Origin of the sequence: Luteibacter sp. 3190, assembly GCF_031456385.1 — a bacterium.
GTDB lineage: Bacteria > Pseudomonadota > Gammaproteobacteria > Xanthomonadales > Rhodanobacteraceae > Luteibacter.
In genome coordinates this window covers 209842-230318 of sequence record NZ_JAVDUO010000004.1, presented here as the reverse complement: position 1 = coordinate 230318, position 20477 = coordinate 209842, and the positions used below count along the sequence as shown (strand labels likewise).

13 protein-coding genes are annotated in these 20477 nt (G+C 70.9%); all 13 read right to left on the bottom strand.

The window, feature by feature from the left end; genetic code table 11:
* Positions 1-45: 45 nt before the first annotated feature.
* Entirely contained in the window at positions 46-2556 is a 2511-nt protein-coding gene (hrpB, locus tag J2X58_RS16640; protein WP_310049587.1) for an ATP-dependent helicase HrpB, read from the bottom strand.
* A gap of 38 nt (positions 2557-2594) precedes the next feature.
* Entirely contained in the window at positions 2595-4805 is a 2211-nt protein-coding gene (gspD, locus tag J2X58_RS16635) for a type II secretion system secretin GspD (RefSeq protein WP_310049584.1), read from the bottom strand.
* Positions 4806-4842: 37 nt separating this feature from the next.
* Positions 4843-5613, bottom strand: a complete 771-nt coding sequence (locus J2X58_RS16630) for a hypothetical protein (RefSeq protein ID WP_310049582.1) — start codon at positions 5611-5613, stop codon at positions 4843-4845.
* On the bottom strand, positions 5610-6206 hold the full coding sequence (gene gspM / locus J2X58_RS16625; protein WP_310049580.1) for a type II secretion system protein GspM: 597 nt from the start codon (positions 6204-6206) through the stop codon (positions 5610-5612). The genes J2X58_RS16630 and gspM overlap by 4 nt, the downstream gene beginning before the upstream one ends.
* Positions 6193-7452, bottom strand: a complete 1260-nt coding sequence (locus J2X58_RS16620; RefSeq protein ID WP_310049577.1) for a type II secretion system protein GspL — start codon at positions 7450-7452, stop codon at positions 6193-6195. The genes gspM and J2X58_RS16620 overlap by 14 nt, the downstream gene beginning before the upstream one ends.
* Positions 7449-8306 (bottom strand): type II secretion system protein GspK, encoded by an 858-nt coding sequence (locus J2X58_RS16615; RefSeq protein ID WP_310049574.1) that lies wholly within the window; start codon positions 8304-8306, stop codon positions 7449-7451. The genes J2X58_RS16620 and J2X58_RS16615 overlap by 4 nt, the downstream gene beginning before the upstream one ends.
* Positions 8303-8968 (bottom strand): prepilin-type N-terminal cleavage/methylation domain-containing protein, encoded by a 666-nt coding sequence (locus tag J2X58_RS16610; RefSeq protein ID WP_310049571.1) that lies wholly within the window; start codon positions 8966-8968, stop codon positions 8303-8305. Before J2X58_RS16610 ends, J2X58_RS16615 begins: the two co-directional genes overlap by 4 nt.
* On the bottom strand, positions 8965-9387 hold the full coding sequence (locus J2X58_RS16605) for a prepilin-type N-terminal cleavage/methylation domain-containing protein (RefSeq protein ID WP_310049568.1): 423 nt from the start codon (positions 9385-9387) through the stop codon (positions 8965-8967). Before J2X58_RS16605 ends, J2X58_RS16610 begins: the two co-directional genes overlap by 4 nt.
* Positions 9384-9824 (bottom strand): GspH/FimT family pseudopilin, encoded by a 441-nt coding sequence (locus J2X58_RS16600; protein WP_090057433.1) that lies wholly within the window; start codon positions 9822-9824, stop codon positions 9384-9386. Before J2X58_RS16600 ends, J2X58_RS16605 begins: the two co-directional genes overlap by 4 nt.
* A 26-nt stretch (positions 9825-9850) precedes the next feature.
* Positions 9851-10276, bottom strand: coding sequence for a type II secretion system major pseudopilin GspG (gene gspG, locus J2X58_RS16595; protein WP_090179692.1), 426 nt, complete (start codon positions 10274-10276; stop codon positions 9851-9853).
* A gap of 26 nt (positions 10277-10302) precedes the next feature.
* Complete coding sequence (gene gspF / locus J2X58_RS16590) at positions 10303-11520, bottom strand: type II secretion system inner membrane protein GspF (protein ID WP_310049562.1); 1218 nt, start codon at positions 11518-11520, stop codon at positions 10303-10305.
* 12 nt (positions 11521-11532) lie between these two features.
* Positions 11533-13230, bottom strand: a complete 1698-nt coding sequence (gspE, locus tag J2X58_RS16585; protein WP_175472881.1) for a type II secretion system ATPase GspE — start codon at positions 13228-13230, stop codon at positions 11533-11535.
* Positions 13231-13458: 228 nt separating this feature from the next.
* The gene (locus J2X58_RS16580; protein WP_310049558.1) at positions 13459-20256 is read right to left on the bottom strand and encodes an ESPR-type extended signal peptide-containing protein; all 6798 of its coding nucleotides are present in this window, start codon (positions 20254-20256) and stop codon (positions 13459-13461) included.
* Positions 20257-20477: the final 221 nt, after the last annotated feature.

Below are 20477 nucleotides of genomic sequence, written 5' to 3'. Positions count from 1 at the left end.
GGAGGGTGCCGAACGACGAGGCGCTCCGGGCGGACGCCCGGACGATCAGGTGCCTCGTGGTTTCGCCCGGTGCGTCGCCGTGGCCGTCCAGGGATCGTCCGGCCACGGATGCTTCGGATAGCGGCCCTTCAGTTCCTTCTTCACTTCCGGGTACGTGCGATTCCAGAAGCCCGCGAGGTCCTGCGTGACCTGGATGGGACGCCCGGCGGGCGAAAGGAGGTGGAGCATCACGGGCACCCTTCCGTCGCCGACGCGCGGCGTGTCGGCGAGACCGAAGAGCTCCTGCAGCTTCACGGCGAGGATGGGCGGGGCGCCGGCATCGTCGTCGCGCGTGCCATAGGCGAGCCGGCGCGTCATGCCGCTGGGGACCGTCAGCGCCTCCGGCGCGTGGGCGTCGAGCGCCCTGCGCTGGTCGTAGTCCAGCATCGACGCGAGCGCCTCGCCGAGCTCCGAGGCCTCGATGGCTTCCAGGCGCCGCTTTCCCTGCAGGTACGGGGCGAGCCATGCCTCGAGCGTTCGCAGCAACGCGTCGTCGCCGACATCGGGCAGATCGAGTTCCGGTCGCCACAGACGGAGCGCGCCGATGCGCGCGCGGAGGACGCGCGCGTTGTCGCTCCAGGGCAAGGCTTCGATGCCACGTGTCCGGATGGCCGCCAACAACAGAGGCAGGGCATCGGCCGGATCGAGAGGAACCGCACGGCGTTCGACGAGCAAGGCGTCGAAGCGGCGTTCCTCGAACGCCTCGGCGATCTGGCGGTCCTCATCCCATCGCAATACGCGTTCGGTGACGAAACGGTCCGCATGGTCGCGCGCGAGCACGTCGGCGTCGAACGGCGCTCCAGCGAAGATCAGGCTGTCGCGTGCGTCGAGGCGAAGGTCGAGGACGACCAGCCAGGGCTCGCCGTGAAGCGCGCTGGCCTCGTGCAGACGGGCGCCGCGACCGTTGGCCAGCGCGTACCTCGACGGATTCGCATCGTCGCGCTTCGCGACGCGGTCGGGAAACGCGTGAACCAGCAGATCGCCCACCGCATGAGCGGTGGGCACGCCGCTCGCCGCGGTCCTCGCATCGAGGCGGCGACGCCAGCCCGCCGATGCTTTTTCGATCGCCGCCAGCGCGCCGACGTCGGCGCCGCCGTTGCGCGCCGCACGGGCGCCGCCGTCGCGCCAGAGGTGCAGCGCGGCGAGCCGCTGGCGAAAGTCGTCGGTGCGCCCTTGCTCGCCTCGCAACGGCGAACGCGCTTCGATGAGCGCCAGCAGGTCGGCGACGAGTGCCCGCTGTGCTACCGGAGCGCGCAATGCGGCAGCCGCCAGACGCGGCGTCGCACCGAGCGCGAGCATGTCGCGCCCGAGGCGCGTGATCGACGAGGCGTCGTCGATCGCGCCGAGTCGACGAAGGAGATCGCGGGCCTGACTCATCGCGCCCGCCGGCGGCGCGTCCAGCCATGGCAGGTCGTCGCTGCCCCACCCGGCGAGCTCCAGCGCGAGACCGGATAACTCCGTGTGCTCGATCTCCGCGCTTCGCGAGGGCTCCAGCCTCCGGCTCTGCGGCCACAGGCGATAGGCGACGCCCTCGGCGACGCGGCCCGCGCGGCCGGCACGCTGGTCCGCCGACGCCTGCGAGATCGTCACCGTCTCGAGGCGCGCGAAGCCGGATCGCGGATCGAAGCGGGGCTCGCGCGCCAGCCCCGAGTCGACCACCGCGCGGATGCCCGGGAGCGTCACGCTCGACTCCGCGACGTTCGTGGCGAGGACGATGCGGCGCGTACCCGGATCGGCCGGCGTAAGCGCGAGTTGTTGTTCCGCGAGCGAGAGCTCGCCATGCAACGCGACGACTTCGACGCTTTCGGACTGGCGTTCCAGCATGCCGCGCGCTCGCTCGATCTCGCGACGTCCCGGAAGGAAGGCGAGCACATCGCCGTCCGTTTCGCGCAACGCCTGCCCGATCGTACGCACGAGATGCTGCTCGACGGTTTCCTGCGGCCGTGCCGGTGGATGGTCGATGCGCACGGGAAAACTTCGCCCCGGACTGCCGATGCGCCGGGCTCCGAACCACCGCTCGATGCGTTCGCCATCCAGCGTCGCCGACATCACGACGAGACGGAGGTCGGGCCGCAGGCTCGCCTGGACATCGAGCGCCAGCGCGGCGCCGAGGTCGCCCGCGAGGTGCCGCTCGTGGAATTCGTCGAACAGGATGGCGCCGACGCCTTCGAGCGACGGATCGTCCTGGATCATCCGCCCAAGGATGCCTTCCGTCACGACCTCGATGCGCGTGCGCGGCCCGACACGCGACTCGAAGCGGATGCGATATCCCGCCGTTTCGCCAACCTCCTCGCTCCGCTGCCGCGCCATGAACGCGGCGGCGGCGCGGGCGGCGATCCGCCGCGGCTCGAGCACGAGGATGCGACCGCCGGCGAGCCAGGGCGCGTCGAGCAGCGCCAGCGGCACCTGCGTCGTCTTGCCCGCACCGGGCGGTGCTTCGAGCACGAGTCGCGGGTGGGCCGCCAGCGCGTCGACGATATCGGGGAGAAGCGGAGTGATGGGAAAGACGGTCTGCATGTCCCCGCTATGGTACGCAAGGGCGGACGCCGCCGCTCTCAGCCCTCGCGTTCGATGTCGTCTCCTGCGGGCGAGGGCTTCCTGTCCGCGGCCGTCACGTCGAACGGGCGCAGGGACTGGAACGCGCGCCGATAGTCGTCCGAGACGCGCTTCGCGTCGTCGCCGTTGGTGATCACCCGCGGCGTGATGAGCACGACGAGCTCCGTGCGATCGCGCGATTCCGAGCGCTCCGAGAAAAGGATGCCAAGGACGGGGATACGGCCGAGGAAGGGAACGCCGCTGCGGTGTCTGGCCTCTTTCTCGCCGATGAGGCCGCCGAGCAACACCGTCTGCCCGCTCTGCACCGCGACCTGCGTCGTCAGCTTGCGCTTCGATATGGGAGCGTTGCCGATCAGGCCCTCGACATCCGCGTTGCTGACCTCCTGCGCGACGTCGAGGTAGACCAGGCCGCCCGGATTCACGCGCGGCCGGACGTCCAGGATGACGCCGGTGTCCTTGTATTCCACCTGGCCGACCGTGCTGTTGCCGCCCTGCCCCGTGTTGACGAAGGTCTGCGTCACGGGAATCTGGTCGCCTACCTGGATGCGTGCCTTGTGGTTGTTCACGACGACCAGCGACGGCGCGGAGAGCGTCTTCGTGTTCCCGTCGCGCTCCATCGCACGCAGCGTCACCTGGAGATCCTTGTTGACGAACGAGTAATACAACGTGTTCGTACCGCTGGCCGCCGCCGTTCCACCGCCGAGCGCCCACTGCTGCTTGTTGCCGGGCTGAGTGACACTGCCATTGCCTCCGGCGAGCCCTTCCAGGTACCACTGCACGCCGAAACGGAACGAGTCGCGCAGCTTCACCTCGAGGATCCGCGTCTCGATCTGCACCTGCAGCGGCACCGCGTCGAGGCGTTCGATGGCCTGGCGCACCTCGGCCCACTGGGACGGCCGCGCACGCACCATGAGCTGGTTGTTGGCGTCGATCGCCGTGATGCGCAGGTCGGAGGCGCCGGAGGCGGGCGGCGACGACGACGCCGGCGCCGCCGGCGCCTGGAAGAAGTCGGATTGTTCATCCGCGGGGGCGCCGGCAGCGGCGGCGTCGGCGTGAGCGCCGTCCAGGCCGCCCGCGCTTGCCACGGTCGCGGGCGTGAGCCCCGGTGCGACCCGTGCGCCGCCGTCGCCCGACACGGCGCCGCCGAACACGTTCGCCACGTAGCGCGCGACGTCGGTCGCCAGAAGGTTGCGTACGTCGTAAACGAACAGCCGTGGCTCGTTGCCACCGCCACGGTCGATGCGGTCGATCCAGTCGCCGACCTGATCGAGGTGCGAGGAGCGCGTCGCGATGACGACGATGGCGTTGGTCCGTTCGATGGGGATGAACCTGAGCAGGCCCGCGATGGGCGTGTTGCTCGATTCGCCGAACGTCCCCTCGAGCGCGGGGAGCAATTCGCCGACCGTCGCGTTGCGCAGACTGAAGACACCCACGGACATGCCGGCGACCCAGTCGACGTCGAAGGTCTCGATCGTCTCGCCGACGCGTGCGAGTTCGTCGCGCGTACCGGCGACCACCAGCACGTTGCGGGACGGATCGGTGAGCAGCAGGGCGTCGGGCTTGACGAAGGGGCCGAGCAGTTTCGCCATCGCGGGCGCGGACACATGGCGCAGCGGGAAGAGGCTCGCGCTCAGGCCCGCGGCCGGCTTCGTCGCGCGCAACGTCGGCGAAAGACGGCCGGCGACCGCCTGGTTCGCCGGCAGGACGCTGAAACGGCCGTGTTCCCTCACCAGCGCGTTGCCCGTCCACGAGAGCAACGTCTCGAGGATCGGCAGCGCTTCGGATTTCGCCACGGGCCTGGCCGTCGCGAACGAGATCGAGCCCTGCACCCCAGGAGCCACCGAATAGTTCGCGTCGAGCAGATCGCCGAGGATCGCCTTGACCACCGCTTCCACGGGCTGGTCTTCGAAGTTGAGCGTGACCGCGTCCGCGCCGCTGGCCACGGGTACGGCCCGTTCCACGCCCTGCGGTCGGATGAACTGCCCGGTGCCACGACTGATCTCGCGTGCGACGGACTCCTGCGCCGGTCGCGGGTCGTCGACGGACGGGTCCGCCGTCCGCGCGAGGGGAAGGCTCTCCGGTACCGGCCGTTCGACGCCGGCGAGCGCTTCGCGCTGTAGCCTGCCGTCGTCCTTGCGCGCTTTCTGCGGGGCGCAAGCCACCGTCAGCAGGGCCGTCAGGACGGCCATGCCGAGCATGCTGCGTTTCATGGTGTTGCCTCCTTCCCTGGGGCGCGTCGTGCGCCCTCTACCTCGAATCCATTTCCTGCTGCCGCTGCTGTTGTTGCTCCATGCGGCGTTTCTGGACAGCCTGTTTCAGAGCCTCGACACGTGCCCTCTGCAGGGCGTCTTCGTCCTGGCGCGGCGGCGGCGTGCGGGCGGCATCCGTGGGCGGACGCGGCAGCGCCGGGCCCGTCATGCCCTGCCCCGCCTGCTGCTGCACCTGCACGCCGTTGCCCGCGGGCGTCGGCGGGCGTGCCGTCGGCTGCCCCGGCATGGCGGGCTGGCCGGGCTTGGCAGGCGTCCTGGCGAGCGCTTCGGGCGCGGCGACCTTGAGCGTGAGTTCGCGATGCTCGCCACCGTTGTCGAAGACGGCGCTTCGCGGCGTGAGCGACGACAACGTCCAGTGGCCGTCGGCGAGCGCCGTGCCCTCCTTGACGCGAACCGTGCTGTCCTTGCCGCGGTCCCGGAGCAGCGCCATGCGCAGGCCGGGCGTCATGATGATGCCGGTGAGTTCGAGATCGCCGATATTGCTCGACGTGTCGTCACCCTCCGCCGCGGCGACCGGTTTGCGATCGGCCATGAACAACGGGCGCTGCCAGACCTCGGCGAAACGCGCCAGCGGTGTCGGCGGCGGCATGGAAAGCTGCCGGACGGGAGGGAGGGGCTCGGGCGTACCCGGGTCGTCCCACTGGACGCCGCGGCCCACACCGAGCACGAACGAGGCGCACACCGCCGCGAGCAGCGCCGCCGTGATGGCGAGAACAGGGGTGAGGCGACGCTGACCGGCCGCGTTCACGAGGACACCTTCGCGTCTCGCGCGGCATGGATGTAGCCAGACACGGTGAACTGCACTTCCATGGGCGCGTTACCGCCGGCGCGCGCGGCGACGGGATTGCGATAGATGCTGAAATCCTCGATGAAGAGGTAAGGCGTCTCTTCCTCGATGTCGTGCAGCACGGCCGTCATCGGCTGCATCTGGCACCGCAGGCTGATGTTGACGGTGACCTTGCGATACGGATCGCCCGCCTTCTCCTGGCTGGGCACGGGCATCTTCTGCACGACGTCGCATGCGCCGTCCTCGCGGTGGGCGGCCGCGACGTCGACGATGCGCTGCATGAGGCCCGCCGCGGCCGCGTTGGCGTCGTCGCCCGGCAGGAAGGCGTCGCTGTGCGTCTGCCCCTGCTCCAGCGCGGCGAGGCGCTTCTCCAGCTGCGGCCGTTCGGCGATGGCCGCGGCGAAGCGGCGCTGCGTGTCGCGCAGATCGTCCATCTCGTCGGCTATCGTCAGCTGCGGCGCGACGAACCACCAGTGCACGAGCGCGAAATAACCTATCGCCAGGGCGAGCACGAGCAACAGCACGGCGGCGATGCGGGACTCAGCGGGTTTCATTCGCACGAGCGCCCTCCTTCGTCCCGTTGCTCGTGCCGGACGCCGCCGGCGAGGCGACCGGTTTCTCGACGGCCGCGCGCGACGACGTGGACGCCGTGGCGGGCGCGGTCTTCGCGCCGGCGGCCTCGGGCTTCGGCATCTGCGCTTTCGCCTGCATGTAGAAGCGTTCCTTGCCGGACGTGGGATCGGTCTGGATCGTTCCCTGGAAACTCGGGTCGCCGATCGTGGACGCGCCCTTCAGCGCGTCGATGAGGCGCGCGGCCTGCGGGCTCTGGCCCTGGAAGCCGATCTGGCCCGTGGCATTGAGCGTGAAACGCTCCAGCCAGGTGTCGTCGGGCAGGCGGCGTGTCAGGTCTTCGAGCACCGGCAGGATGGACGGCGCCTCGGTTTTCTTTCGCGCGAGGAAGCCGGACGCACCCGCGCTGTCGGTGAGTCGCTGACGCAGCTCCTTCACCCGCTGCGCGTCGCCGCGCATGGCCTCGACCTCGTCGCGCATCGCCTGCAGGGCGACGCCGCGGTTGTGCAGCCACGCGGCCATGCAGGCGACCGCGAGCAGCAGGATCGCGGCCACGAGCACACCGTTGAGGCGACGCCGCCGATCGACGCGCCGCGGCACGCGCGCGGGTGGAAGCAGATTGACGCCAGCGAGCGCGTTGCCGTCCGCCACGTCGACGCGGTCGGGTTGGATGCCGAGCGCAGCGAGTTCGTCGAGCAGGGGATCGAGACCGGCGCGGGGTGTCGCCGCGAGTTCCGCGACGAAGCGGCCTTCCGGACCGCCCTCGCCGAGTTCGCGCACGCCGAAGTGGATGTCTTCCGCGCGGAACGGCGTCTGCCTGTCGAGGTCGTAGCCGACCACCTGACGCAGGTTGTCGCGCGCGGCCAGTGGCAGCACGAGGCGACGACGCAGGACGGCGGCCGGCGGAAGTACCAGCGCCACGCGGCGATCGGACGGATCGGCATCGGCGAACGCGCGCGCGAGCGACGCGGCGCGGTCTTCCGTCGCGCCGCCGTCGGATGCTTCCGCGACGGCGTACGCCTCGCCCGCCCGACGCACGCGCCAGGCGTCGCCGTGCCGTTCGATCGCGTACCAGCGTTCGCCACCGGCGAACACGGCGCGCCAGCGCACGGGCACGAACGCCTGTAACTCGCCACCCCACCAGCGCAGGAAGCCCGGCAGCGCGCTACCGCGCCAGGCACGGCGCAGGCGATCGAGCTGCAGCTGCGATGCGTCCTGCCATGTGGTCATTCAGTATCTCCTTCGCGCCAACGCAACACTGCGTAGGGCTGATTTCCGGATCTTATCCCACGGAGCCGGATCGTCGATGTAAGGGAACTCCTGGTTCCGTCGTCAAGGATCGCCTCAGCACGTATCGTGTGCGTGACACCGTTGCCGCCCGCCATCGCACCGCCGCCGCCCTGCGCGCGCGTGGCGAGCACCGCTTCCGCGCCCGCGCCGCCGAGGCCGGGAATCGCGGCGAGGGCCAGGGGCTGCGCGTGCTCGGTATTGGGTCGCTCGCGGCCGGACCAGATGGTCAGCGCGGACGCGACCTTCGCCCATGTCGCCGCGTCCATGCCGAGCACCATGCGCGCTTCCTCGACGCTGGCGAACGGTCCGTTCCTCGGCCCGTAGGCGAGACCCGCCGCCTCGTACTGCGGTTTCTTGGCGCCGTTGGGCGACGCCGCGTCGCCCGGGCGCCGCCAGTCCTGGATGGCCGACGACAACCGGCCCGCGCGGTCGTCCTGCACGCCGGCCGCCTTGAACAGTCCGGTCAGGACGTCGCCCGACGCGGCATTGAGGTCGACCTTGCCGTCCTCGTCGACGATGGTGATGTCGACCTTCGCGTCGTCGAAGGCGAACACGTAGACGCGGCCGTCCGCGATCCAGCGCGACGACGCATCCGGTGTCTGCAGCGCTGCGATGGCGCGCATCACGCCCGCCTCGGCCGCGTAATGGGCGCGCGTCTGCGCGAACTGGTAGCGGGCCTGCAGCCCTTCCGTGCGCGCGAGCGCGGCGAATCCGCCGAGCATGATCGCCAGCAACGTGCAGCCCCAGAGGACGATGAGCAGGGCGACGCCCCGGGTGTGTCGACCGAACATCATCGTATGCCCGTCGTTCGCCGCGTCCGCGACAGCGTGAATCCATTGCGCGACGCCGAGGGATCGATGCGCAGCGGCGCCACGAGCGTCGGGAAAGCCACGTTGCCGCCGACATCGAGCGCGATCCGCACCAGCGACGGGGTGCGCCGGTTGTCCGTCCACGCGTCCTGCCAGTCGCCCGGCTTGCCCTGTTCGTCGAGCCCGCGGAACGCGAAGGCGCCTTTACGAATGCCGCGAAGCAGCACCTCCGGCTCGCCCAGCGGTTGCGGGTCGCCGCCGTCGGGCGGCAGCAGCGCCAGGGCGACCTCGAGGCGGTAGCCATCCTTGCCGTCGCCGACCAGCGAAACGGTCTGCAGTTGCGGCCCGAGGCGCGAGAGATAGCCTGGCATGGGCGCGACGAAGCGAAGCGAGTGGTCGTCGCCCGAGAAGACGATGGGATCGCCGTCGTCGTTCTCGCCGAAGGGAATGACCAGGGCCTGCGCCAGCTCGGTGCGCAGATAGGATTGCGCCGAACGGATCTCGTCCATGCGCTCGATCGCCGCGCTGCCGCCGCGAACGATGCGCGTCGCCGTCGAGATGCCGGAGTACACGCCCAGCAGCACGATCGTCAGCAGAGCGAGCGCCGCGAGCACCTCCATCAGGCTGAAGCCGCGTGCGTGCCTCATGGCACGTTGCCCCCGCCGGGGCCCGCGAGGCGCAACGTGGAAAAGCGTGCATGACGTTCGCTGGAGGGATCACCCCAGATGACGTCGAGATCGATCCGGAACATGCCGCCGGCGTCGCTCGCATCGTCGCGCGCGGCATCGTCGGGCGGTCGATAGCGCGCGACGTTCATGCGCCAGCGATATGTGTCGTCGAACCGCCCCTCGCTGGAACCTTCCCGCACGGGGTCCATGACGAACGCGCCGTCGAGCAACGTGCGCGCGCGCAGCGCGGCCTGCGTCCGCTCGTTCGCCCTCGCGGTGAGGCTGAGCGAGCTGCCGGCGACCTGCATCAGCGCGGCGAACGCGATCGCGAGGATGGCGATGGCCGCGATCACCTCGAGCAGGCTGAAGCCGCGCTGGCGGCCTGTTGCGCCCCTCATCGCGTGTCCACCACGCTGACCGCGCCGGTCAGCCAGCCGACGTTGACGTGCCATTCGCGATCGCCCCGCTTCAGCGTGACGCGTCCGCCCGTCGAGCTGCCGTCGGGAAAGAAGCGGATGCGGCCGGTGGTGGCGTTCGCCTGGTCTTCGCGGGCGCTGGTGATGGAGACGCGCATGTCCTTCGGCAGTCGCACGTCGCCCTTGCCCGGCGGCTTGTACGTCGCCGCGGCGGTGTCGACCTCGAGCGCGAGGCTCTCGCCGCGAACGATGGATTGCGCGCGGGTCCAGCGCAGCGCGGCGGCGAGCTCACCGCTGGCCGCGTTGACGCGGGCACTGGCGAGTCCCTGCGTCACGGGGATCGAGACGGCGGCCGCGGCGATCCCGATCAACAGGATCACCGCGAGCATCTCGAACAGCGTGAAACCGCGCGCGCGCATGCAGGATCATCCGGCTCCGGAGGCCCTTACTGCCAGTTGCCGACGTCGGCCGAGTAGCCTTCGCCGCCCGCCTTGCCGTCCTGGCCGTAGAACACGACGTCGAAGCTGCCGTGCTCGCCCGGATAGCGGTAACCGAACGCGTGGCCCCAGGGATCCTTGAGGTCGGATTCCTTCGCGTACGGCCCCTGCCAGTTGCTGGCGTCGGCGGGCTTCGTCGTGAGGTCTTCCAGCGCATGCGGCGGCGTGCCGTTGTCGAGCGCGTAGTTCTCGATCTTCTGGCCGAGCGTGGTCAGCTGCGCCTTGCCGGCGCCGTACTTGCCCTTGTCGACGTTCTTGCCGACCTGGGTGACGACGATGGCGCCGATGATGCCGATCAGCACGATGACGGCCAGCATTTCAAGCAGCGTGAAGCCGCGGGCATGGCCGTGGCGAAGGGTTCGGTTGTCACGCATGGGTACGACTCCTTGGAACGATTCGGTCAGTTGATGTTGCTGGTGAGGCTGAGCAGGGGCAGGAGGATCGCCGCCATGATGAAGGCGACGAGCACGGTCATGACGATCGTGAGGCTGGGCACGAGCGCGGCGAGCAGGCGGTCGATCGCGCGCTTCGCCTCCACGTCGAAGGTGTCGGCGACCTTAAGCAGCATCGTGTCCAGCGCGCCGGCTTCCTCGCCCACCTGGATCATCTGCAGCGCGAGGCGCGGAAAGCGTTCGGTCTGGCCGAGCGACGAACCGAGGCCCGCGCCACCCTTCACGCGTTCGGCGGCCTGCTCGAGCGCGAGGTCGAGGGCGCGGTTCCCCGTCACCTGCCGGGCGATGGCCAGCGACGAGAGGAGCGGCACGCCGTTCTTCAGCAACGTGCCGAGCGTGCGCGCGATGCGCGCGGTCTCCACCTTGAGCAACAGGGGGCCGGCGACGCGCATCGTCAGGAGGCGTCCGTGGAACGCGAGCTTCGTCTCGGGATCGCGCAGGCGGAGGCGCAGCAACACAACCGCGACGACACCGAAGGCGAGGATCGCCCACCACCAGTCGCCGATGGTCGTCCCGATACCCAGCACCACCTTCGTGATGAGCGGGATGGGCACCTGCATGTCGGCGAAGATCGGCACGAACTGCGGCACGACGTAGGCCAGCAGGAGCACCAGCGACCCGAGCACGCCGACCATCAGGAACGCGGGATAGATCAGCGCGTTGATGATGCTGCCGCGCAGGGCCTGCGCGCGTTCGAGGTAGTCGGCGAGGCGGCGCAGGGTCTCGTCGAGCGAACCGCCGGCCTCGCCGGCGCGCACGAGGCTCACGTAGAGACGCGGGAACACCCCGTTCTCCTCGTCGAGCGCGGTCGACAGCGTCGTACCGCCGCGCACGCGGTCGCGGATGCGCTCGACCATGTTCTTCGCGCGCTCGCCCTCGGGCAGGTCGAGCAGGATGCCGAGCGCGCGGTCGAGCGGCTGGCCCGCGCCGAGGAGCGTCGCGAGCTGGTGCGTGAACTGCGCGAGCTGGTCGCCCGTGAACGGCCCTTTGCGAAAGAGCGCGGCGAAGCTGCCGCCCGAGGCGTCGCCATCGGCGGGCACGGCCTCGATCGGCGTGTGTCCCTGGTCCTGGAGACGGGCGACGACGTCCTCGATCGACGCGGCCTCCATGCGACCCGTGAGGGCTTCGCCGGCGGCGCTGATGGCGCGGTAGCGGAACTGGCTCATTCGCGGGCGGCCTTACGATTCCTGCGTGACGCGCAGGACTTCCTCGATCGTCGTGACACCGGCCACCGCCTTGGCGAGGCCGTCCTCGTACATCGTGCGCATGCCTTCGGAGCGCGCCTGGCGCTCGATCTCGCCGGCATCCGCGCGCTGCATCACGAGCCGCCGCAGCGGATCGCTCATCACCAGGAATTCCATGATCGCCCGGCGCCCGCGGTAGCCCGTGGGGTTGGCGGCGCTGCTGCCCGGCTTCCACAGGCGGATCGGGCGCTCGTCCGTGTACTTGTGCAGCTCGAACTGTTCGATCACTTCCGGCAGGGCCTCGTAAGGCACGGCGGTTTCGGGATCGAGGCGGCGCACGAGTCGCTGGGCGAGGATGCCGTTGACCGTGGAGCCGAGCAGGTAATCCTCCACGCCCATGTCGAGCAGGCGGGTGATGCCGCCGGACGCGCTGTTGGTATGCAGCGTGGAGAGCACGAGGTGGCCCGTGAGTGCCGACTGGATCGCGATGCGGCAGGTTTCCAGGTCGCGCATTTCGCCGATCATGATGACGTCCGGATCCTGGCGGACGATCGAGCGCAGCGCGCCCGCGAAATCGAGGCCGATCTGCGGCTTGACCTGGATCTGGTTGATGCCCTCGATCTGGTACTCGACCGGGTCCTCGACCGTGATGATCTTGACGTCCGGCGTGTTGATCTGGGACAGCGCGGTGTACAGCGTGGTGGTCTTGCCCGAACCGGTCGGGCCGGTGACGAGCAGGATGCCGTGCGGCCGGTCGAGCACCTCGACGAAGCGGTCGCGGAAGTGGTCGGTGAACCCGAGCGACGCGAAGTCGAACACGATGGATTCGCGGTCGAGGATACGCATCACCACCGATTCGCCGAAGCTGGTCGGCACCGTCGAAACGCGCAGGTCGAGTTCCTTGCCCTGCACGCGCAGCTGGATGCGGCCGTCCTGCGGCAGGCGACGCTCGGCGATGTTGAGGCGCGCCATGATCTTCACGCGGGAGATCACCGCCGCCGTGGAACTCGACGGCGGTGCCTCGACCTCGTGCAGCACGCCATCGATGCGGTAGCGCACCTTGAGTCGATTCTCGAACGGCTCGATGTGCACGTCCGACGCGCGCTGTTCCACCGCGCGCTGCAGGATCAGGTTCACCAGGCGGATGACGGGCGCTTCCGAGGCGAGGTCGCGCAGGTGCTCCACGTCGTCTTCCACCGCGGCGCTGCCGTCGAGGCTCTCGACGATGCTGCCCATCGCGGAACGGCCCTGGCCGTAATAACGTTCGATCAGGTCGTCGATTTCCGAACGCAGGCCGACGCGGAGCTGGACGTCGCGCCCGGTCGCCAGACGCACGGCCTGCAACGGATAGGGATCGGCCGGGTCGGCCACGAGCAGCGCCAGCCCCTCCTCGCCCTCGCGGACGGGAACGACGTGGTACTGCTTGAGGAACCGGGGCGAGAGTTCGACGTCGGCCGGCGGCAGCTCCGGGGCGTCCTTGGCCGCGAGCAGCGGCAGGCCGAGCAGATCGGCCCACGCGTCGGCGAGGTCGCGTTCGGACACGAGCCCGAGACGGGCCATCAGCGCCGTGAGCGTTCCTTCCGGTGCCTCGTCGTGCAGCCGGCGCGCCCGCGCCAGGTCGGTATCCTTGAGCCGCCCATGCGCCACGAGGTGCGCACAGACCTGGGCTTCTCCCGGTTCCCCGGTAAGCATGTCCCTTTGCTCGGTCATCGCAGACATGCCATCTCCACACGCTGTCCGTTGGTTACGTCGTACCGCCCGGTCGTTCCTGACCGGATGGGGCGCTATTGGTAGCACATACGGTGCGTCGACGGCGACCGTGCGCGTGACGATCCGCGACGTGGCGCAACAAGAAAAGCCGGCGTCGCCGCCGGCTTTTCAGGCACCTGGCGGCGGCTTGTCGGCCGCCGCCGGACTCGTTTACCAGCCGATGCCTACGCCGACGCCACCGGAGGACTCCCCGCCGCTGACCGCCGCGCCGAAGGTCAGGGCGGCGTTGGACGAGATGCTCCGCGAGTAGCCCACCGACAGCGCGCCCTGCCCCTTGTATCCGCCAACGCCCACGCCAAGCCGGTTGTCGCCGTTGACGCCCTGGGCGCTGAAGGCCATCTGGGACATGGCCGCGCCCATCGCGCCCACCTTGTTCAGGCGGTCGTTGAGGTTGCTGAAGCGGCGGTCGACGGTGCGCTTGTACTCGTCGAACGCCCCGCCGCTCACCACGTCGCCGAACCGCTGGTCGGTGTACTGCTTCGCGCTGTTCAGCGTCGCCGCGTCGCCCTGGTCGGCATACGACTTGGCCGTGGTCAGCGCCTGGTCGACCTGGCTGACGTTGGCGGCGTCCGTCGGCGCCACGCCGGGGGCCACGTTCGTGATCGGGGCGTTGCCGCCGTCGATCGCGGCCGGCGCGATCGGAACCGCCGCGGCCGCCACCGGGCTGCCGGCGGCGACGGGCGCGGCGACCGCGGCCGCGACTTCCTGCGGCACGGCCGCCGTCGTCGTGGCCTTGGCGGCGATCGTGGCGGTGCTACCGCCGCGCGGCGGCGTGCCGCCCGGGATCGTGCTGCCGCCGGTGCCGGACTTCGACTCGAGGGCACCCACGCGGTTGTTGAGCGAACCGAGGGCACCGTCCAGCGCACCCACCGCGTCGCCGACGGAGCCGTACTGCGCGCCCTGCACGCGGTAGGTCGGACCGACGAGGCCGTTGGCGCCCATCGTCGCGCCGCCGCCGAGGGCCATCGCGACGGCATTGCCGGCCGCGTTTGAGGTACCCGAGAAGGCGCTGCTCAGGGCCGAGTTGAGCTGGCCCAGGTTCACCGCGTCGGTATTCTGCGTACCGGCCGCCACGTTGGTGATCTGCCGGTTGCTGGCCGCCGTGCCCACCGAGACGGTGTTGGCGCGCGTGGCCAGCGATCCGCTGCCCAGGGCCACCGAATTGGCGCCCAGCGCGCGTGCGCTGTCACCGATCGCCGTGGCACCCGCGGCGCCGGCGTTCGCCGAGGCGCCGATCGCCGTCGCCGATTCCCGACTGGCCGTGGCAAACGCGCCGATCGCCGTGGACATGTCGCCGCTCGCGCCGCTGGCGGCACCCGTGGCGGTCGCGAACGCGCCGGTGGCGCTGGCGTCGTCCGAACCGTCGCCGGCACCGTTGGCGGCCACGTAGTGCTGCGCGCTGCCGACGCTGTCGGACAGGGCGGTCAGCTGGTCGACGTTGACCGCGTCGGTGCCCTGCGTGCCCGCGGCGACGTTGGCGATCTGCCGCGTCCCGGTCGTCGATCCCACCGAGACGGTGTTCGCGCGGTTCGCCACCGAGTTGGTTCCCAGCGCCACGCTGTTGGCCGCCGAGGCCGTGGCGTCCGCGCCGACGGCGACGCTCCGGCTGCCCGTCGCGGTCGAGTAGTCGCCGACCGCCACGCTGCTGGCACCCGAGGCCCAGCTGTTGATGCCGAGCGCCGTCGCGTTCGCCCCCGGGGCATATGCGAAGTAACCGACCGCGGTGCTGCCGACGCCTTCGGCGCCCGCGATGGCACCCAGGGCCGTGGCGTAATCCGCCGTCGCCTGCGCGCCCGCACCGAACGCCGCGGCGCTGTCGCCCGTCGCGCCGGTATAGATGAGACCGACGCCGGGCAGATTGCTCGGTCCGCCGACGGCGACCGAACCGGCACCCGAGGCGGTCGTGGCCGTGCCCACCGCCGTCGCGTAGTCGCCCGTGGCGTTGGCGACCGCGCCGAGCGCCGTCGACTGATCGCCGCTGGCGAAGGCGCCGACGCCGACCGAGGTGGCGGCGAAGCCACCGGCCTGCGCGCTCGCGCCCACCGCCGTTCCGCCGACCGCGGCGGTCGTCGCACCGGTATCCACCGGATTACCGTTGCCGTCCGCGATGAGGGCGTTGCCGTCCTCGTCGACGGCGTTGCCACCGACGGCCACGCTACCCGGTCCGTTCGCCTGCGAACCGGCACCGTAGGCCGCGCTGTTCTGCCCCGAGGCGACCGCGCCGTAGCCCGTCGCCGTGGCCTGCTGACCGGTCGCCACCGCCCCGCTGCCATAGGCGCTTGCACCCTGCGCGCCGGCGAACGCGCCGGAGCCGGAAGCGGTGGCCTGATCGCCGAGCGCCTGCGCGTCGTCGCTGCCGTCGTTCAGACCGTTCGCCTTGAAGTAGCGCGTGGCGTCCGTGACGCTGCCCGATACCGCATCGAGCTGTCCCTTGTTCACCGCGTCCGTCGCTTCCGTGCCTGCCGCGACGTTCGTGATCTGCCGCTCGCTGCCGACGCCGCCCACCGAGACGGTGTTCGCGCGATCGGCCAGCGACGACGCGCCCAGCGCGACGCTGTTTTCCGCCGACGCGTACGACAGGCTGCCGATCGACGTGCTGTTCGCCCCTTCCGCGTAGCTGTTCCAGCCCAGCGCCGTCGCGTAATCCGCCGTCGCCCACGCACCGGCACCGAGCGCCGTCGTCGCGTAGCCCGACGCGAGCGCCGGAATGAAGCCGAAGAACGTCGTGCCACCGAGCGCGACGCTCTCGTCGCCTGTGGCCTGCGCGCTTTCGCCGACCGCGACGCTGCTCGCGCCCGTCGCCGCGCTCTGCGTGCCCACCGATGTGGAGTAATCACCCGTGGCATTGGCCACCGCACCGACCGCCGTCGCCTGCGCGCCGCTGGCGTACGCACCGACGCCCAGCGAGGAGGACGCGAAGCCCGACGCCTGCGCGCTCGCGCCGATCGCCGTGCCACCGATCGCCGCCGTCGTCGCACCGGTGTCGACCGGCACGCCACCGTTGGTGATCAGCGCGTTGCCCTCGTCGTCCACCGCGTTACCGCCCACCGCGACGCTGCCCGGGCCATTGGCCTGCGAGCCCGCGCCGTACGCCGCGCTGTTCTGTCCCGTGGCCACCGCGCCGTAACCGCTCGCCGTCGACTGCTGGCCCGTCGCCACCGCACCGCTGCCGTTCGCCGTCGCGCCCGTCGCACCGGCGAACGCACCGGCGCCGGACGCGGTCGCGTAATCGCCGACCGCCTGCGCATCGTCGCTGCCGTCGTTCAGGCCGTTCGCCTTGAAGTAGCGCGTGGCGTCCGTGACGCTGCCCGCGACCGCATCGAGCTGCCCCTTGTTCACCGCGTCGGTCGCTTCCGTGCCCGCGGCGACATTGGTGATCTGCCGCGTGAACGGCTCATGCACCACGCCGCTGGTGTCCATCCACGGCTCCGACGCGCCGACCGACACGCTGTTGTCGCGCGTCGCCAGCGAATTGTTGCCGAGCGCGACGGAACCGGCGCTGTTCGCGTACGCGTTGGCGCCGAGGGCTACCGCGCCGTCGAACACGGCGATGCTATGCGGACCGATCGCGATGGTGTTGGCGTTCGCCGTTCCGGCGCGGTAACCGAACGCGATCGAGTTGTCGCCGTACGCCGTGGCCTCGCCACCCACGCCGGTCGAGTTGGCACCGTACGCGATCGCGAACTCGCCGAGCGCGGTGGCGTTCTCCTGGTACGAGAGCGCGGACCAGCCCACCGAGGTGGCGCGCGTCGCGCCCGCCGTCGCGAGCAGGCCGACCGCGGTGCCGTAATCGCGGGCGAACGAGCCCGCGCCGACCGCCGTCGAGCCGTAACCGTTCGCCTCGGTGTTGAAGAGGATGCTGTATCCCGTGCCATAGAGCGCGTTGGCGGGACCGCCGATGGCGACACTGGATTCGCCGTTCGCGATGCTGTCGTTGCCCACGGACGCGGCGTAGTCGCCCACGCTTCGCGAGCTCGCACCCACGGCCGTCGATCGCTGTCCGGTCGCCTGTGCCGCGCTGCCGAAGGCCGAATTCTGCGCCGCCGACGCCACGGCGTCGGACCCGTGCGCCGTGCTCCGGTCGCCGGTCGCCTGCGCGTTGGCACCGGTCGCGGAGCTTCCCTCGCCCGTCGCCACGCTGCCGTAACCGGATGCCGTCGCGTTCACGCCCGTCGCCACCGCGCCGCTGCCATACGCGCTGGCACCCTGCGCGCCGGCGAACGCGCCGGAGCCGGAAGCGGTCGCGTAATCGCCGATCGCCTGCGCGTCGTCGCTGCCGTCGTTGAGGCCGTTCGCCTTGAAGTAGCGCGTGGCGTCGTTGACGCTCGCGTCCAGCTGTCCCTTGTTCACCGCGTCCGTCGCTTCCGTGCCTGCCGCGACGTTCGTGATCTGCCGCTCGCTGCCGACGCCGCCCACCGAGACGGTGTTCGCGCGGTCGGCCAGCGACGACACGCCCAGCGCGACGCTGTTTTCCGCCGACGCGTACGACAGGCTGCCGATCGACGTGCTGTTCGCCCCTTCCGCGTAGCTGTTCCAGCCCAGCGCCGTCGCGTAGTCCGCCGTCGCCCAGGCGCCCGCACCGAGCGCCGTCGTCGCGTAGCCCGACGCGAGCGCCGGGATGAAGCCGAAGAACGTCGTGCCACCGAGCGCGACGCTCTCGTCGCCCGTGGCCTGCGCGCTTTCGCCGACCGCGACGCTGCTCGCGCCGGTAGCCGCGCTCTGCGTGCCCACCGATGTCGAGTAATCACCCGTGGCATTGGCCACCGCACCGACCGCCGTCGCCTGCGCGCCGCTGGCGTACGCACCGACGCCCAGCGAGGAGGACGCGAAGCCCGACGCCTGCGCGCTCGCGCCGATCGCCGTGCCACCGATCGCCGCCGTCGTCGCACCGGTGTCGACCGGCACGCCACCGTTGGTGATCAGCGCGTTGCCCTCGTCGTCCACCGCGTTGCCGCCCACCGCGACGCTGCCCGGGCCATTGGCCTGCGAGCCCGCGCCGTACGCCGCGCTGTTCTGTCCCGTCGCCACCGCGCCGTAACCGCTCGCCGTCGACTGCTGGCCCGTCGCCACGGCACCGCTGCCGTTCGCCGTCGCGCCCGTCGCACCGGCGAACGAGCCCTGCCCGACGGCGGTCGTGTAATCGCCACTGGCCAGGCTGCTCGCGCCCATCGCCGAGGCGCCCGTGCCGGTCGCCAGCGCACCGTGTCCGGTCGCGGTGGAATCGTCGCCGAAGACGGCGCTGTTCGCGCCGATCGCGGTGGAGCCGCTGCCGGTGATGCTCGTGTTCGCGCCGACCGTCGTGGTGTCGTCACCGTCGATGTTCGTGGCGCTGCCGAGGCCCGTCGCGTTGTCGCCCCAGACGAAACTGTTCGCACCGTAAGCCGACGCGCCTTCGCCCCAGACGAAGGAATTCGTGCCGACGGTCGTCGTCTGTCCGCCGATGGCGGCGCTGCGGAAACCGACCGCCACCGCGTCGACGTCGAGCGCGCCGGCCAGCGCACCGACGGCCGTCGCGTTGAGCTGGTTGGCCGTGCTCGACCAGCCGACGGCCGTGGTGTAATCCGCCGATCCCCAGGCGCCGTTGCCGAACGCCGACGATCCCACGCCACTGGCGAGCGTCGGGATGAACCCGTACGCGGTGCCACCCACGGCGACGCTTTCCTCGCCCGTCGCCTGCGACGACTCGCCGACCGCGACGCTGCTCACACCGACCGCCGCGCTGGCCGTGCCGACGGCCGTGGAGTAGTCGCCGATCGCATTCGCGACCGCGCCGACCGCCGTACCTTGCGCACCGCTCGCGTACGCACCCACGCCAAGCGACGACGCGGCGAAGCCACTGGCTTCCGCGCTGGCGCCGATCGCCGTGCCGGCGACGCCGGCGCTGGTCGCTGCCGTTTCGACCGGCTCGCCACTATGCGTGACCAGCGGATTGCCGTCGGCACCCACCGCCACGCCGCCCACGGCGACCGACGCCGGGCCGGAGGCCTGCGCACCGGCGCCGTACGCCGCGCTGTTCTGTCCCGAGGCGACCGTGCCATAGCCCGTCGCCGTCGCCTGCTGCCCCGTCGCCACCGCGCCGCTGCCGAACGCGCTCGCGCCCTGCGCGCCGGCGAACGCGCCGGAGCCCGAGGCGGTCGCTTGCTCGCCGATCGCCTGCGCGTCGTCGCTGCCATCGGCGAGGCCGTTCGCCTTGAAGTAATGCGATGCGTCGCTGACGCTGCCGGCCAGATCGTCGACGCGCGTGGAGACGCCATCGACACGGGTCGACAACGCGTCGACGCGCGTGGACACACCACCGACCGAGGTCGATACCTTGTCGAGCTGCCGCTTGTTCACGGCGTCCGTGTCCTGCGTGCCATCGGCGACGTGGACGAGCTGGCGATCCTCGTTGACCTTGCCGATGGACACCGTGTTGGCGCGGTCGGCGATCGAGCCGTCGCCGAGCGCGACGGAATTCTTCGCGGTCGCGCGCGAGTCCGTGCCGAACGCCGATGCGGCCGAACCGCTCGCGTACGACGATTCGCCGATCGCCACCGCGCCCGTGCCGCTGGCACGCGCGTTCTGTCCCAGTGCCGTGGACCACGCACCGTCCGATCGGGCGCTCTGGCCGAGCGCGACGCTGTACATGCCGCTGCTGTCGGCGGCGGTGCCCACCGCCGTGCTGTAGTCGCCCGCGGCCTTGGCCGAGGTGCCGCATGCGAACGCGTCGGCGCCCTTCGCGACCGGCGACTTGCCCTGAATGCCCAAGAGGTAACCGCCGCAGATGTTGCCGGCCTGTGCCGGCGAGCTGCCCAGCGCCAGCACGATGCCGGCGGCCAGGGGCAGCGCGGCCATCGCGGCGCGCACGCGTCGGGACGCACCGCCCTTGCCGTTGGCCCGTGCCAGTTCCGAGGCGACGACCAGGATGCCGAGCGATTTGTTCCAGACCTTGCTGTAGATGGTATTCACGTCAACCTTCCTCCCGGAAATGTCCGCATGTGGGCGATCGGAGCGCGGGCGCGCGGCGCGCTGCCCGTCACCGGTCCGTCGCGACCGCGGCGGACGATGTGTGTGTCCTGACGACCGGCGGCGACGCCGTCGGCCGATGAAACCGTTCGATATGTCCCCTGCCCGCGAGGCGGGCCCCCTTGCCGAACGTCGAGGCCCCGGCGAACCGGGGCCTCTTCGTC